This window comes from Chitinophaga sp. (assembly GCF_036569125.1).
GTDB lineage: Bacteria > Bacteroidota > Bacteroidia > Chitinophagales > Chitinophagaceae > Chitinophaga.
In genome coordinates this window covers 1-16,905 of sequence record NZ_DATCRF010000179.1, presented here as the reverse complement: position 1 = coordinate 16,905, position 16,905 = coordinate 1, and the positions used below count along the sequence as shown (strand labels likewise).

The following is a 16,905-nucleotide window of genomic DNA, read 5'->3' as shown; positions in this document are numbered from 1 at the left end:
CTTCAGCCGGCAGCCACACCAGTGTAAGCAACATTTGCATACAGGGACCTATTGCTGCTGCTACGGCATCTGCCAGGTATTTATTAACGGATCTGTTATTGCGCTTTTTCAACAGGGCGCCGGTAAAGGCAAGCAGGCAGGGAAGCAGCAGTATGCCTGTTACAGCGCCGGTCCAGAAAACGCCGCTCTTAAATACAGTCCAGCCCATTGCCAGTAACAGCAACAGCGCTACTGCATGCAGGCTGCGGCAAAGGTTGTCAAATATTTTCCAGCGGGATAAAAGGTTGATGGGGTTGCGCTGCAGCCGGCCACCTATACCGGGCACCCATGGCAGCAGCCAGGCTGCAATCTGCCAGTCGCCGCGGATCCAGCGGTGCCTGCGTTGCAGATCAATATGGTAGCTATAGGATTGCTCTTCATACAAACATACATCACTTAATAAGCCGGAGCGCAGGTAACAACCTTCCAGCAGGTCGTGGCTAAGAATGCGGTTTTCGGGTAAGCGTTCCTGCAGCACCTGCAGGCAAACATCCACATCATAAATGCCTTTGCCAATAAAGGAGCCTTCGCCAAAAATATCCTGGTAAAGATCCGGCAATGCGCGGGTATAAGGGTCTATCCCTGCATTGTGCCCGTGCAGGCGTGCATACCACGACCTGTTGGCCGCCGGTATATCAACCGACACACGAGGCTGTAAGATGCCATACCCCGCGGTTACCTGCCGTGTAGCTGTATCACAAACAGCACTGTTCAGCGGATGCGCCATGGCTGCTGCCATTTTCCAGGCAGCATCACGGGGCAGCTGCGTATCAGCGTCCAGTGTAATTACATATTTAATGGCAGGAAAAATTTCCTGCCGTCCTACTATTAATGAAAAATTGTCTTTTGCCCCACCGCGCAGCAGGGCATTCAATTCTTCCAGCTTGCCGCGTTTACGCTCATAGCCCATCCAGGTACGTTCTGCTGGATTCCAGCACCGTTTGCGGTGAAACAGGAAAAACAGCTCTTGCTCCGGGCTGCCATATTTTATATTCAGGGCGCTGATGGCGTCCCTGGCTGCTTGCAGCAGCGGCGCATCTTCCGGTAATGTTTCCTGGTCAGCATCCTTATAATCCGTTAATAAGCCAAAATGGAGGTGCTTACTCTTATTACCCAGAAAACGCAGCTCCAGCGCGGCTGCCAGTGTTTCCACATCCTTGCGGCTGCCCAGCAGAGCGGGCACCACTACCAGTGTGCGCGCATAAGCCGGAACGCCTTTTGAAAAATCCATGCGCGGCAGCAGGGACGGACGCACCAGTAAAGACAGCAGCCAGTTAACTGCTGTGCCGGCAGGCTGCAGCATAGCTATAAATAAGAGTGCAGCTGTAAATGACAACAGCCATACATTTGAAACCTGGCTATGCGCCTTTATGAATAAACCGGCGCCGGTTATTACCGTTAACAATATAATGGCGCTTACGTAGGTGCCGGCCGGCTGCTGCCTGCGTAATTTTTCCAGCGCCGCTACCCGGCAACCGGCTTCTTTTTCCAGCCGGGTACGGCCCGGACCTAACAGGTAATAACCCACATGCGCCATGCGGATATTTACAGTGATATTTTCTTTTGCCAGCGATATAGCTGTTTGCGCTATGGCATGCTCCGGCTTTCCGCTGCCGGCCGCAATTTCTTCTATTGCCTTACGGTATTGCTCCCGGGTATAAATATCCATTTGCGTATAGGCGGCACCGGGGTCTTTACCCAGTGCCTGCTCCACTACGCTGGTGGATTCCACAAACCTGCGCCAGTCCACCGCTGCCAGCTGGTGCAGGCTATGCACACTGTTCCATAATGATAAATAGTTGGGGGCCTGTTTTGCGGTTTCCTCCGCTGCACCTGTTCTCACATGGCTCATACCTGCGGAGATGCGCCGGATATTTTCGATCAATGCTGCACGTATAGCTACATGCAGCAGCTTCAGCTCCGCCAGCTTCAGAAAAGATACTTCCTGGTAAGCTGCTACAAAATCCTTTACGGCTTTTTGATCTACCTGGGCATTGCTATGGGCGATGAGCTCCACTGCTATATCATAGATCCTGGAAAAGGTGTCTGCAGGATAAGCTGATCTTTTCAGCCGTTCTTTATCCTTCAGCAGCTGGCTTTCTATCAGATGAAGATTATTGAGCAAACAATCTGCTGCCGGTGTAACCGGCAGATCCTTTTCAATTGCTTTTGCCACTGCCGTACAGATCTCCTGCAATTCCCTTTCATTCTCCTCCAAATGCCTAAGTATGTTTAAGGGGGCAGGAGCCATAAATAAGTGTTTCCTGGCCAGCCTGCCGGCATGTTCCTTCTTTTCCGCAGCTGTGGTAAGCAGTGAAGAACGAAAGGGAGGTATAATATTGGTGGGTTGAGCATTCACATGGTTACGGCGCTCCACAACAAGGTTTTTCAATATCATAAATGGGTTTTCGGGTTATTCTGAGGCACTATTCACTATAGTTGGCCATTTTTCGCAGCTCTCTTTTTGCGAAATAAAGGGAGTCATTTCTTTGTGTTAGCGCAGGATCGTTCCAGCCCTGGGCAGCACCATGGTTCAGGTGCATGTACAACAGGTCCGGGGCCCTGACCTGGTATATGTTGCGGCCCAGGTACCGGTCTAAAAAATCCATATCTTCTGATCCCCAGCCTTCAAACCGCTCATCCCAGGCGCCTATCTGCTCTATCCGTTCACGGCTGAAGAGTGGTATAACGGCAAACCGGTGCCCATCTATCAGCTGCCGCCGTAAAAAGCTTTCCGTACAGTCGCCGATATCAATGGCCGCACTATATTTTGCATTGTCAATCTCCTCAATGTGCATGTACTCCTTTTTATAGTTCAGCCGGTAGCCTGATATCAGCAGGTCCGGGGATTTGCCTGCCATAGCCAGGTGCTGTCTGAAAGAGAGATCGGCCGGCACCAGGTCCACATCATAAGAGGAGACCAATTTTCCGGTACTGTTATTAAAACCGATGTTCAGCAATCTTGCCTTATTAAAATTTTCACCACCGTCTATATGGAAGTATTTGATATTTCTACCGGGATCCGTTGTGATAGATGGTTCCGGGCTGTCTTCCATGATCACCAGCTCAATTCCGGGATTGATAGAGCAGGTTACGTTAAACCATTCCATCAGGCATTTTAAATGCAACGGACGGCCACGATAAGCTACCAGCAATGATAACACGACATTTTCTTTCAGAGTGTGGGTCATTATCTTACGTTTTTTGATTTATCCAATTGCTAAATTCATTGCGGCGCCGGCTGTTAACTCAATTGTTCTCAATGTCCAGAGTGTTTGCATTTCTTCAATAATAGCGGCAGCATCTTCCGGGCCGGCATCGGGCAAACCGGCTATCAGCTTTCCCAGCTGCAGGCTGCCATCACTGCTCTTTAATAAAGCATACATGTTGCGGGAAAGGGGGTGTTTCCTTTCATTAAATGTGTTGCCGATCTCATAACGGATCTTCCCGTTCTCATGCAAAACATGTAAGCGCGTATAGGCGGGCACCAGCGGGTATAGCGAAAGGTAAAAGGCAGCGGGTTGCTGTTCCCGCTTGCGGATAATGAAATTGCCGATAACAAGGTAATCGAGATGGGTGGTAAGGAAACAGTTAATGGCCTGCTGCGGCGTATCCACAATAGGCTCACAGTTATTATTAAAGGAGGTGTTTAACAATACGGGCATACCGGTTAACTCACCAAAGCTGTTGATCAGCTCATAATACCGGGCATTTGTTTCCCGGGTCACTGTCTGCAAACGGGCGGTTCCATCTACATGTGTAATGGCGCCCAAACGGCTGCGGTACTCCTCCTTTACTTTCAGTATAAAGGTCATAAATCCATAACGGTCCTGCCTGTGATCCGGCAGCTCAAAAAACCGTGCTACCGATTCCTCAGTTAAAGAAGGTGCAAAGGGGCGGAACCCTTCCCGGTTCTTTATTTTTCTGTTGATCAGGTCTTTATTGCCTGCGGGGCGGGGATCGGCCAGTATGCTACGGTTGCCCAGGGCGCGCGGGCCAAATTCGGAGCTGCCCTGAAACCAGCCTATTACATTACCGGCCGCGATCAGGCGTGCTGTTTCATGGGTTATTTCATCTGCTTCATAATATTCTATTACATCCTTCCACTTTTCCAGTGTACTTACCAGCGCAGTGGTTTCCGGCGCTTTATTTCCCAGGTAGGCATGTTTGAATGTGTAACGTTCCGCATGGGGCTGCGCCTGGTAATAGGTATACAAGGCGGCTCCCAAAGGCAGCCCGGTATCATTGGAGGCGGGTTGTACAAAAACATCCCGGAAAATATTTTCATACAGCAATCTTCCGGTCATGGTACAGTTCAGGGATACCCCGCCCGACAGGCACAGGTGATCATGCACGGTAACGGACTGGTAATGCTTTACCAAATGCAATACAATTTCTTCAAGCGCTGCCTGTAATGCTGCTGCAATATCCTTGTGCACCTGGGTTACAGGCTCACCTTTCCTGCGTGACGGCAGCTTTTCGCCTATGGCCCTGAGCCGGTCGCGATGCAGGTGATAAGCGCCTTCGGGCTGCAGCTCATACAGCTCATCAAAAATATGTTTATAGGTATCCTTATCCCCATAAGGCGCCAGGCCCATTACCTTATACTCATCAAAGAACTCAAACCCCAGCAGGCGGGTTACTTCCACATAAAAATTGCCCAGCGAATTGTTATGGGACATTTTCTGAATGGTTCTGATCTCATTGCCTTCTCCTTCGTAAATGCCTCCTGAAAAGTTATCGCCCCATCCATCCAATGCCAGGATCAGGCTTTTGTTAAACCCGGATACATAGTAAGTGCTGGCGGCATGGGCCAGGTGATGGTTCACAAAAAAAATACGTGCAGGGTCTATCTGCCGGTTAAAATATTGCTGAAAGTAGGCAACAAGATAGGCTCTTGCCGATCCGTAATTAAACGACGGATCTATAGTGCCATAGCGTATGATCTCCTGGTCATAAACAGCTTCTTCATTTGGAAAGGCAAATGCATCTATATCATCCAGGTCAATATTATGTTCTTCCAGGCAGGCTTCTATTGCACGTACCGGGAACTTGTTGGTATGTTTGATCCTGTTTAAGCGTTCCTCTTCAAAGGTGCATATAATGCGGCCGTCTTCTATTAATGTGGCGCCGGCATCATGCATGGTATCAAAATCCAAGTTGAACCTGTTCTCGCTTATACCGGCAACACTGCCATTAAAGCCAAGTATAACCATATAATATAATTTTTCAGTTTAGTGGATACTGTTGTTACATGCTTTAACGAAGAAAGAGCTTATTTCTCCCATCACAGGATACATGGCATTGAGCACTGCATTCCGCGAAACCCGGTTTACTTCCGGCAGCGGCTGTGCGGTATAAGGCCATTTAATAACCAGGCGGTTAACCCCTGATCTCAATAAGCGGTCAGCGATCATGAAATGATGGGTGTTCCAACTATTGCTCATGGGTACAGTGGTTATACATTCCGCTTCATCATTCAGGTAAATTTTTATATGCTGGTCCTCTTCTGCCCTTTCCGGAGTGCGGCAGGTAATGCTGAATGAAAGGTATTCATGATCTTTCCCTGCTACAAAATGAAAGGGCGCAGCCAAAGTGCGGTACTGCAAAAAAGCGCCTTTAGGTACTGACAGGAACTCATTGTAATCACTGGCGCTATAAAAAGAATTGAGCAGGTTTACTCCGCGCGCATCTACCCCATGCTCATTTATCCTTAAGCGGCCAATAACATCCGCCTGTTGTATGTGAATGGTATCCAGCGCTTTTACAATAGCATCCACCAGCTCAACATCCATTAGCTTACGGCCTCTCGGATGCGCCAATGACAACAGCCCGCCTTCATATTGCCGCATTTCGCCGTCTGAGATGATCTCTTCAAATGACTTACAAAAGAAAGTGGATGCGTGCCGGGATGAAAAATCAATGAAGCGCAGCATGGTGTCTTTTATCCGGGAAGAGAACCCAACAGATCTATTGCAGTGATATTGGAGAATAGCCTGCGGCTGACCGTTATGCGCATTATGTATGGCTGCGCCAAAGTGTGCAACAGCCTGTACATGCCTGTCGGGATACAGCCCGGATGCGTGGATGCTTTCAGGATCAACGGGCTTACCGGTGGCCAAACCCATTATAGCAGCTGCAGTATGCCGCATGGCCAGCTTGATGCCTTCTATGGTAAGGTGGCAATAATCAAGGAACAGGCTTTTGTCCGGTATCTTATCAGGGAAAGCGGAGGCAAATACCGCGGGCAGATCTATTATTTTAATACCCAGGCGGGGCGCTGCCGATAAGATCTGTTCCCGTATAACTTTATAGCACCGGGGTTTTGTAACGCCCCCGGTAAACAACACCGCATCCCTGGATGATTCAAAGCAATCCCTGGCAGCTGCATATTGCCTGCAGGAAGCGTAGTACTGGCCCAGTAGCTCATATCCCAGTGGATTGGATGGATTCAGCGCTACCATGCGGGCGGCGGCGGCTCCAAGCTTTTCCATATCAGCACCGGCCTGCTCCGCCATGTCTTTGGCCTGCAGCCATTCCTTCATTTTTTTCTCAGGCAGCCATAACAGCCCCTGTTCTATATGATCGCTTTTCCAATCCAGCAGATTGAATTCCGGAATTACAAAAACAACGGGTATCCCTTTTTCTGTTAAAGAAGCGGAGAGCTGTTCCAGGCATTGGGTGACCAGCTCCTTTAACTTGTTCGACAGGAATTCTTTTATACCGGGAAAGCCATCCTGCCTGAATACTTTCAGGATGGTATTCACATCTTCCTCATTCAGTGCATCTGCCAGGTCGGGATCCCAGTTATTACCGGCAAAGATCACCGCCAGATCCGGCTCCAGGGCGGTGCAGGAATCAGCCAGCTCCAGCAGCTCTTTCATGCTTATGCTGGTCTTTGCAAGGTCTACCACTTCTGCATTCCAGGGCCCGTTCTTTTCGTTAAGGATCGCATCCAGCTCTTTGGCCACATTATAGTGCGGGTCATACAAATATCCCCTGGCTACCGATTCGCCTAACAGCAGCAGTCTTCGTTTACTGCTTTTTACCGGCAGCTCATTTATATTAGCCCATAATGCCCATTCAATCTGCCGGGCAGCATCCCTGCTGTAAATGCTCTTCCCATCTTCCACATGTTTTTTCCAAATGCCTATTGAATCTTTACGCGCCTCTTTTGTTCCGCTATCAGCAGCCACCTCATATACGGGATCCTGTTTATTGCCGGCAAGTTGTGCCAGCAGCGGTTCGCATGCTGCACTGATGTTACCCGCGCTTATGTGACGGGCAAGCGCTGTTGCAATATTTTTCAAGTCGTCAGACGGCCTGTTTTCCATATCGTGTTTTATAAGGAGTTAGATAAAGGTGTACACATCATGCTGGATCCCGCTTTTCCCGGGAAAAGTATAGAGCAAAAGGTATTTCAGGATGTCCAGGCTGTTGTCATCCCTGTCAATTATGAAGTCTTCTATTACCAGGCAATCAATGTCGGTAGTAACAAAACACCTTATCGCGTCTTCAGGGGTGCATACTATCGGCTCACCTTTGATATTAAAGGAGGTGTTCAATAAAATAGGGCAGCCGGTAAGGGCTCCAAATGCTTCCAGCAATCCATAAAAACGTTCATTTGTATCCCGGTGCACTGTTTGTACCCTTGCAGAACCATCCACATGTGTAATGGCGGGTAATTCCAGTGATGATACGACCTGGCAGGTCTCCAGCATGAAAGGTGAATGATGATCCAGGTTAAAATGTTCCTGTGTTTTTGCGTCAAGTATGGCGGGGGCAAAGGGCCGGAACCCTTCCCGCTTTTTAACCATGGCATTTATACGGTCGCGCATATCCGGATTCCTGGGATCAGCGAGGATAGACCTTGCTCCCAGGGAGCGGGGACCAAATTCCATACGGCCCTGGAACCAGCCGATCACCTTTCCTTCACTGATCTTCCTGGCTGTCAGCTCCAGCAGCATGTTCTCATTCTCCCTGCAGTTAATGTATTCAACGGAAGTAGATTCCAGTAAGCGGTGCACCTCATCTGCGCTGAAAGAGGGTCCCAGGTACACATGCTGCAGCCTGTCCCGGCCCGGCCTTTCGCCACTCAGCTCTACATGCGCCATTGCAGCAGCGCCTATGGCACCGCCGGCATCATTTGCGGCCGGCTGCACAAACAGTTTTTTAAAAGGTCCGTTCCTTAGTATGTGCCCATTAGCTACACAATTCAATGCTACTCCGCCGGCCATGCACAAATTATCCGAAGGTACCCTGCTGTGCAGGTAAAGGGTTTTTTCAAGCAATATTTCTTCCAACACTACCTGCAGGCTTTTGGCTACATCTGCATGGAACTGGTTTAAGGGCGCATCCTCCTGGCGCGGCGCTTTTCCCAATAACTCCGGCAACAGGTCTGTATACATGCAACGGCTGGTCATAAAGCCAAAGTATTGCATCTCCAGCCGATACTGCCCTCCTTCTTTTACCGATATCAATTTCCGGATGTTATCAGCGTATAATGGTTTACCATAGGGCGCCAGTCCCATTACTTTATATTCACCGTCGTTTACACCAAATCCAAGGTAACTGGTAATAGTGCTATACAGCAGGCCAAGAGAATCAGGAAATTCAACCTCTTCAAATAGATGCAGGCCGTTACCATCACCTTTTCCGTAAGTGGTAGTGGCCCATTCGCCTACACCATCTACAGTGAGCACGGCGGCTTCTTCAAATCCGGAAAAAAAGAAGCTGCTTGCTGCATGGGATAAATGATGGTCTATAAATTTAACCGGGCCCTCAAAGCCCAGCTGCTCTCTTATTCCCGACAACACCATATTGGGCTGCAGCCGGTTTAAAAGCCCGGGCTTATTTCCCCATACGCCGCTCCATAACTGGCGCGCCAGTTTTTTTTCAGGGTTTTCATAATAGGCAATACAGTCTATGTCAGCAATAGTAATGCCTGCCTGTTCCAGGCAATATTTAAAGGCCTGTACGGGCATGGAGGGGTCGGCTTTTATACGGGAAAAGCGCTCCTCTTCCGCAGCCGCTTTTAGTATGCCGTCCTGCAATAGGCAGCAGGCCGCGTCATGAAAGAACGCGGAGATTCCTACAATATTCATAATGGATCCTGTTTTAAACGGGAAGCAGAGAGTAAGGGGTAAATGAAAAATAGGTGACTTTATTCTGATCTTAAACTTTTCAGGGGATTAGCAATGGCTGTTTTAACAGCCTGGTAGCTGGTTGTAACGGTGGTGATAAAAATTGCGATAAAAGCTGCTGTTAAAAAAGCGCCAACCCCTATATTAATACGGTAAGCATATTTTTGCAACCAGTTCTGCAGGAAGAACCAGGCCAGCGGTGATGCGATCAGGCAGCTGATAGCCACCAGGATCATGAAATCTTTAAGCAATAACATCCACAGCTGTAATACGGAAGCACCCAGCACTTTCCTGACGCCTATTTCCTTTGTGCGCTGCTCCGCTACATAAGCCGCTAATCCTACAAGGCCCAGGCAGGAAATAAGAATGGAAAGGCTGGCAAATAAGCCGGCCAGCTTTCCTAAAAAAAGCTCAAGATTAAATTTACCGGCATATACTTCACTTACAAACCGGTAACTGTAAGGATAACCGGGACTATATTTATTAAAGATCTGCTTAAGCTTTTCCACCACAAGCTCCGGATCTGCATCGGGTGTTAACCGGTACATAATAGTATTACCGGCACTCTGAGCGGGATTGTAAATAAACATGGTGGGTTCTACAGAGGCGAAAGGCGATTCCATCAATGCATCCTTTACCACGCCTGTTATTCTAAGCTTTACGGTATCGTGCCAGGTTATGCTCTGGTCCAGCGGTTCCTTCAGGCGCAATCTTTTTACAGCGGCTTCATTCAGGATCACGCTCAGGGAATCTGCGTCAACACTTCCTAAAAAGTCCCTTCCCTGCTTGAGCTGCATACCCAATGTTTTAAAATAATCAGTGGCAATAGCAATAGTGCCCATGCTGCCGAAGGTTTCATCTGCACGTTTACCCGGCCAGTAATCAATTTTGGAATGTGAATAAATGTTGGTTGCAGGGCTGGATGCTTTGGTTACGCTTTCCACGATACCGCTTTGCAGCAGCTCATCTTTTAATGCAACATAATTATGGCTCAGGTCCTCATTATCGTTTGTCATCATTAACCGGCTGATGTTGTAGCCTATGGGGCGGTCCTTTGCGTGCTGCATTTGCTGATAAACAATGATAGTGCTTATTATCAGCGCTACAGAGCAGGAGAATTGCAGTACGATGAGCACTTTTCTTGGGATGGTACCTCCTTTTCCTGTCCGTAAATCACCTTTCAGCACTTTTACCGGTCTGAAAGAGGAGAGATAAAAGGCAGGCCGGCAACCGGCTATAAATCCTGTGATCAGCACATAAGCCATCATTAAACACCAGAATGTGCCGCTCAGGAACGGGATGCTGATCCTGCGCCCGGTTAATACGGCAAAGCCGGGGATTGCCAATTGCACCAGCACTATTGATATGACGAACGCAAAAAAAGTGATCAGAATAGATTCTATTAAAAACTGCAGCACCAGGTGGTTCTTCCGGGAACCCAGCGCTTTCCTGATCCCTACCTCTTTGGCCCTTTTTCCCGAACGGGCCGTGGAAAGATTTATAAAATTTATACACGCGATCAACAGTACCAGTATGCCTATAATACCAAACATCCTTATGTAATCAATAAACCCGCCTGCTTCTTTTCCGTTCTTATAATCAGAATACAGGTGCCAGTTCTTCATTGGTTGCATAATGATCTCTGTATTCACAGAGGGATCATTGCTTTTTGCGATGTTCTTTATTTTAGCCGCCACCTTTTCATAGCTTGCTTTCTCCTGCAGCTGTGCAAATACCTGGAATGAATTTTCTTTCCATCCGCCCCTTCTGGCGGCCTTTACCCAATCGGTAGTTTGTTCAAAAAAGCTGAATGGAATAAGAAATTTAAACTGAAAGGTGGAATTGGCCGGCAAGTCAGCCAACACGCCTGTAACCTTCAGGTCGTAGGTATTATCAACCCGCACTATTTTATCCAACGGATCTTCATTACCAAACAAAGATGCGGCGGTGGATTCAGTTAATACAATTGAATAGGGCTGCTGCAATACAGTAGCAGCGTTCCCCTGCAGCAAAGGGTACCGGAACATTTTTAAAAAATCTGCTCCAACCTGGCCGCCATTCATATAGAACTTGCGGTTACCTACCATTAATCCATGCGGCCCCATCCAGTCTGTTTCTGCTACATATTTTATTTCAGGCACATTCATGCGGAAGGCATCTGCCAGTGCCAGGGAAGTGGAGCTGTAAGTGGTTATTTCCCCATTGTTATTTGCATTCATCTTAACCTGGTACAGATCTTCGTAGCCGGGCAGGAACTTATCATACGAATGCTCACTGTACACCCACAAGCCGATCAGCAGGGCCACTGCCATGCCGATAGCCAGGCCAAGTATATTCAGGGCTGTGTAAACTTTGTCATTAACAATATTTCTCCAGGCTGTTTTAAAATAACTTTTAAACATAACTGCTTATTTTATTCCTGAAAAGCGGGGAATGGGATAACACTATTAAGATACTTTATTTTCTGCATAAAAGTTTCAAAGCCCCTGCATATAGGTAATAAAGTCGTCTATCATGGAGCTGATGGATCCACTGGTGTACAGGCTGCTATCATATTCTATGCTGATGGTTAATCCTTCATCAGTAACCACAAATCCAACATACATATCAAAGGGGGTTAACATTATGCTGTTGGCCGGATCGGGTAATAGCTTTATATCAAAACCGGTGGTGAGCTCATTGAACACCTGATCCGTTATCTGGTAACCAGTGGTATCATCATATTTCAGGTTCACCTTCCACACTGTAGTCCGGAGGTCTACACCCGGCGGCGTTAATTCCAGTAAATATCCAAGCAGGCTGGCTGCAGTATACTGCAGCATTTCCAGGTTAGCCTGTTTCACTTTAAACACCTGTGCTGCAAAATCATCCTGCTCTTCAAATATGGTCCTTACCAATACAGCCCTGGAGTAGCTACCGATCTGGTTTTGCAGCCCGGCGTGATCCCGCCCGTGAACATCTGCACCTATCACAATATCCAGCTGCCCGGTCTTATGATGAAGGTAACTTTTAAAGGCCGCCTGCAATACTACAAAAAGGCTTGTTGAAAAACGGCCTGCATACATTTTTAACTGCTCATACAAATGGCGCGGAACCGGAAAATTAATAGTATGAACGATCCGCTTTGAAAAATCGGCAGACCGCTCTTTTTGTTCAGCCGGAATAATAAGCTCATCCGGAAGCGTCTTGTAACGTTGCCGCCAGTAAGCATCATGTGATTGCCAGTTTGCCCTTTCATAAGCCAGCACAAAAGAAAGATACTCTTTGAACTGGTAAGGTAAGGGGGGCAGCTGCGGCAGCTGCTGTTGCTCATATGCGTTATAAGCAGTAAACAGGTCCCTGCCCATTATTTCTACTGTCCAGGTATCTGAAATTACGTGATGGATCCTTATAGACACGATATGTTTATCATTACCGGTCTTTAACACGCGTACCAGGAACAAAGGCCCCTGTTCAAAATCAAAGCGGTGATCCTTAAAATAAATAAAGTTTTCAGCCGCTTCATCCGGTATATTTTCCTGTGCGGCTTCGCTATACTCAGGAAAGTGGGAAAAGGCTGCCTGATCCAATATTTTCATCACACATTTCCCATCTAAAAAACGGAAAGTGGCGCGCAGGCTTTCATGCCGCTCAATCAAAAACTGCACGGCTTTCCTAAAAGACCCGATATTAAAGGCACCATTTATTTCCAGTATAAGCGACATGAGCCCGTGCCGTTTATCATGCTCCTTATACTCCTTGTCATGATACATGTTTACCCAGTACTGCTGGCCGCCTGTAACTTCATAAAAAGTTTCATTGCCAGCTTCCAGCCGGAAAGTATGGCCATTAATTTCAGCCGGCGAATTATACTGCGGGTCCTGTTCCTTTAACTCATTGCACAGCGCCCTTATAGTTGTATATGTAAAGATGTTGTTGAGCGTTGTTTGTATACCAAATGCTTTATAGATCAATGAGATCATTCTTATTGCCTTTATCGAGTGCCCGCCCAGCGCAAAGAAATCATCTGACACACCTATTTTTTCACGATAGAATACTTCTTCCCAGATCTCCGTCATCTTTTGCTCCATCTCATTTTCCGGGGGCACGTAATCAAGTCCCGGCAACAATTCCGGTAATGGCGGCAACCGTTTTTTATCTGTTTTACCACTGGCAGTAAGCGGCAGATCGTTCAGACCAACATAAACGGCCGGATGCATATACAGCGGCAGGCAGGAATGCAGATACATCCGTACGCCTTCCTCATCCGGCTGCCCTGCCCAAATAACATACGCTGCCAGCATGTTGTCGCCATTTACCTGGCAGGCCACTACCACTCCATCTTTGATACCTTTATATTTTATTACGGCGGCAGTTACTTCCTCCAGTTCAATACGGTAGCCCCTTATCTTTACCTGGTCATCATTACGGCCCAGGAACAACAGGTTGCCATCCCATAACCATCGTGCAAGATCCCCCGTATCATATAAACGTCCTAATTCCGGGTGCTCAATAAATTTCTTTTCTGTAAGCTCCCGGTTATTCAAATATCCCCTTGCCAGCTGAATGCCGCCAATAAACAAACGTCCCTTGGCGCCCAGCGGCTGCAGCTTATTCTTATTATCCAGCACATACAGCGCCGTATTCGCGACCGGCTTTCCAATTGGCACCAGGTCTGCAACCTGCGTATGCCCTGGTGCATGCCAGCAGCTAACATCTATGGCTGCCTCTGTTGGCCCGTACAGATTATACAGGCCGGCATGGCCAAGCTTTTCCCTGAAGCTGTTTATATGATTGGATTTTAAAGCTTCCCCGCTGCAAATAACCCTTTTTAGCGATGAACAGCCATTGCTTTCAAGATCAGTTAGGAACACATCCAGCATAGAAGGCACAAAGTGAATGGTGGTAATAGCTTCCCTTTCTATTACTTCTTTAAGGTAACGGTTATCGCGGTGTCCATCCGGCACTGCCACTATAAGCCGGGCTCCGGTACATAAAGGCCATAAAAACTCCCACACGGATACATCAAAACAAAAAGTTGTTTTTTGCAGCACCCGGTCTTCTTCCTGTAACCGGAAATATTCCTGCATCCAGCAAATACGGTTTACGATCGCAGCATGTTCGATCATTACTCCTTTTGGCCGGCCGGTGGAGCCGGATGTATAGATCACATAAGCCAGGTTGCGGGGCTCAGGACCCGTATCAATGTTTGCGGCCGGCATAGACTGCACCCCGCTCCATTCATCGATCAAATTTAAGATCTCTACACCTGCTATATTTTCTATGAAGGGTGCAGCGCCATCTGTTACTACCAGCTTTGCACCGGTATCCTGCAAAATATAGCGGATACGTTCTTCAGGATAAAGCGGATCAACCGGCACATAGGCGGCTCCTGCCTTGAGGATAGCAACAATGGCTATCACCATCTCCATAGATCTTTCCAGGCATACCGGCACAAGCGTTTCTGCAGTTACTCCCTTCTGTATTAACAGCCTGGCTAACCGGTTGGCTGCCTGATCCAACGCTGTATAAGTTAAGCGCTCTTCTTTAAACACAAGGGCCACGGCATCCGGGGTACGCTTTGCCTGCAGCTCCAGTAAATGCTTAAGGGTTATGCCGGAAGGATAAACCCGGTGTGTATCGTTAAAACCGTTCAATAATACATGCTGTTCCTCCCTGCTTAAATACTCAAGCTCCTGCAGCGGTATGTGCGGGTAAGTGATGATGGCCTGCAGCCATTGTTTGAAATGGGCCGCCATATTTTCAATACGCCGGGGTACAAACAATTCCTTATTATATACAATAGATAACTGTAACCCATTTTCTTTTTCCTGGAAATCATAGGTCAGGTCAAACATGCTTACCTTGCTGCGCAGCAATTCCTGCGATTCCAGCGCTATACTTGTATTGATGTTATTCTCATCTTCCTTTTTTTCATAAATGATCATCAGATCAAAGAGCGGGTTCCTGCTGCGGTCACCGGCAATATTCAGGTCTTCTATCAGCAGATCAAATGGATATTGCTCGTGCTCCAATCCATCCAGCACTACCTGCTTCACCTGCCGGAGTAATTCATAGAAAGTCTCTTCACCCGAAAACCTGCTGCGGAACACGACTGTGTTCACATATAACCCGACCTGCTGTTCCAGATCAGCATGCGCCCTGCCGCTGACCGGCGTTCCTATCATAAGATCCTGCTGGCCGGTATAGCGAAAAAAGATCCCGCTCAGCGCAGCAACCAATACTGCAAAAATATTTGTACCTGCCTCCAGGCCAATAGCGGTTAAACTGTTCTTTAACTCCTGGTCCAGCCAAACTTCTTTGCTGCTGCCGTCATACCGCCTGACCGCCGGCCTTGGATAATCGGTTGGCAGATCCAGCACCGGCAGGTCGCCATCCATTTGCTTATTCCAATAAGCGCGGTGGCTACCGGCGCCCATATCCTGCAATGACTGCCGTTGCCATGCGGTATAATGCCGGTACTGGACCGGCAGCTGCGGCCACCTTAAATGCTGCTGCGTGAGGTTTTGCTCATACAGCCATTGCATCTCATTCAACAACAGCTTCATAGACCAGCCATCTGCAATAATGTGATGCACATTGAAACAAAACATGTATTCCTCATTGCTGCAATAGATCAATTTAATGCGGAACAAGGGTCCCTTCTCCAGATCAAATACGTAACTGGCCTCTTCCTCCAAACAATCGGACAATAGTGTCTGCTGCCGGGCCGCGTCCTCAAGATGTACATATAAAACCGGGGAAGGCAATGTTCCTTTGTTGCAGATGCGCTGTTTTATTTCCCCGTTCAATGAAAAGAACACGGTACGCAGGCTTTCATGTTTGTCCATCAGCTGCTGTACCGCTTTTTCCAGCATCCGGGGCTCGGGGGCTCCTTTAAACCCGGATATAGATAATGTGTTATAGGCGCTTTTGCCCTCTTCCAGCTGGTGTATGATCCATAACCGCCGCTGGGCGTATGAAACATTGTAGTATTCCTGATCCTCTATAAGCGGAATATTACTGTGCTTTTTATAGGAATAGCCTTTGAGCGCATTAATGATATCAACCTTTCTATCCCTGATCTGCTCCAGTATATCTGATGACAGCTGCTGCCGTGCGCCGCTTATTTTCAACTGCTCACCGGCCAGCTGCATATGGATATCAGCTGCATGCAGCTGCGCTATAAACTCAAATATGTTATCAGATTGTACCGTTTTCATCTTTCAAAGCGTAAGTGTAAAGCGCATGGGTGATCATTTCCAGGATCTCCCGGCTGTAATTGAAAATAAAGAAATGGCCGCCGGGCAGCTTGCGGAACGTTACTGTAGCAAAGGTTTCCAGCTGCCAGGGTTTTATTTTTTCGTCTGCTATGCTTTCTTCACTGCCGGTTATAACGGTAAGGGGCAGGTCCAGCCGGGCAGGTTCCTCATAGCGGAAACTTTCCACCGCCTGGAAGTCTGCTCTTATAATAGGCAGGAACAGGTCCAGCAGCTTATGATCTTTGAGCACTATGTCCGGCATGCCGCCCATTTGCTGCAGGTCTGCCACCAGCTCTTCCTGTGGCATCAGGTGCCGTATCTTCCGGTTGAAAAGAATGGAAGGAGCGCCTTTCCCGGTCAGGAACAGGTGCAATGGTGCATTCAGCTTTTCCTGCGCTATTCTTTTGGCCAGCAGGTAACATAAAAGGGCGCCCATGCTATGCCCGTACAAGGCGTAGGGCTGGCTCAGGCGGGGTCTTATC

General features: G+C 48.0%; 7 protein-coding genes and 1 pseudogene. All 8 read right to left on the bottom strand.

The features are described from left to right. Positions 1-2,431: pseudogene (locus VIM87_RS06500) on the bottom strand (cyclic beta 1-2 glucan synthetase); the annotation flags it as partial. A 34-nt stretch (positions 2,432-2,465) separates the two neighbouring features. Beyond that, positions 2,466-3,230, bottom strand: a complete 765-nt coding sequence (locus VIM87_RS06495) for a galactosyltransferase-related protein (protein WP_331996191.1) — start codon at positions 3,228-3,230, stop codon at positions 2,466-2,468. An 18-nt stretch (positions 3,231-3,248) separates the two neighbouring features. Further along, positions 3,249-5,255 carry a carbamoyltransferase family protein gene (locus tag VIM87_RS06490; protein ID WP_331996190.1) on the bottom strand — a complete coding sequence of 669 codons (2,007 nt, stop codon included), beginning with the start codon at positions 5,253-5,255 and terminating at the stop codon, positions 3,249-3,251. An 18-nt stretch (positions 5,256-5,273) separates the two neighbouring features. Next, positions 5,274-7,373, bottom strand: a complete 2,100-nt coding sequence (locus VIM87_RS06485; protein ID WP_331996189.1) for a hypothetical protein — start codon at positions 7,371-7,373, stop codon at positions 5,274-5,276. A gap of 18 nt (positions 7,374-7,391) precedes the next feature. Then, positions 7,392-9,143 carry a carbamoyltransferase gene (locus VIM87_RS06480; protein ID WP_331996188.1) on the bottom strand — a complete coding sequence of 584 codons (1,752 nt, stop codon included), beginning with the start codon at positions 9,141-9,143 and terminating at the stop codon, positions 7,392-7,394. A gap of 59 nt (positions 9,144-9,202) precedes the next feature. Then, entirely contained in the window at positions 9,203-11,584 is a 2,382-nt protein-coding gene (locus tag VIM87_RS06475; protein ID WP_331996187.1) for an ABC transporter permease, read from the bottom strand. Between the two features lie 75 nt (positions 11,585-11,659). Continuing rightward, positions 11,660-16,384 carry an amino acid adenylation domain-containing protein gene (locus VIM87_RS06470; RefSeq protein ID WP_331996186.1) on the bottom strand — a complete coding sequence of 1,575 codons (4,725 nt, stop codon included), beginning with the start codon at positions 16,382-16,384 and terminating at the stop codon, positions 11,660-11,662. Continuing rightward, on the bottom strand, positions 16,365-16,905 hold a 541-nt coding region (locus tag VIM87_RS06465; protein WP_331996185.1), incomplete at its 5' end, for a thioesterase II family protein. The genes VIM87_RS06470 and VIM87_RS06465, both read right to left, overlap by 20 nt.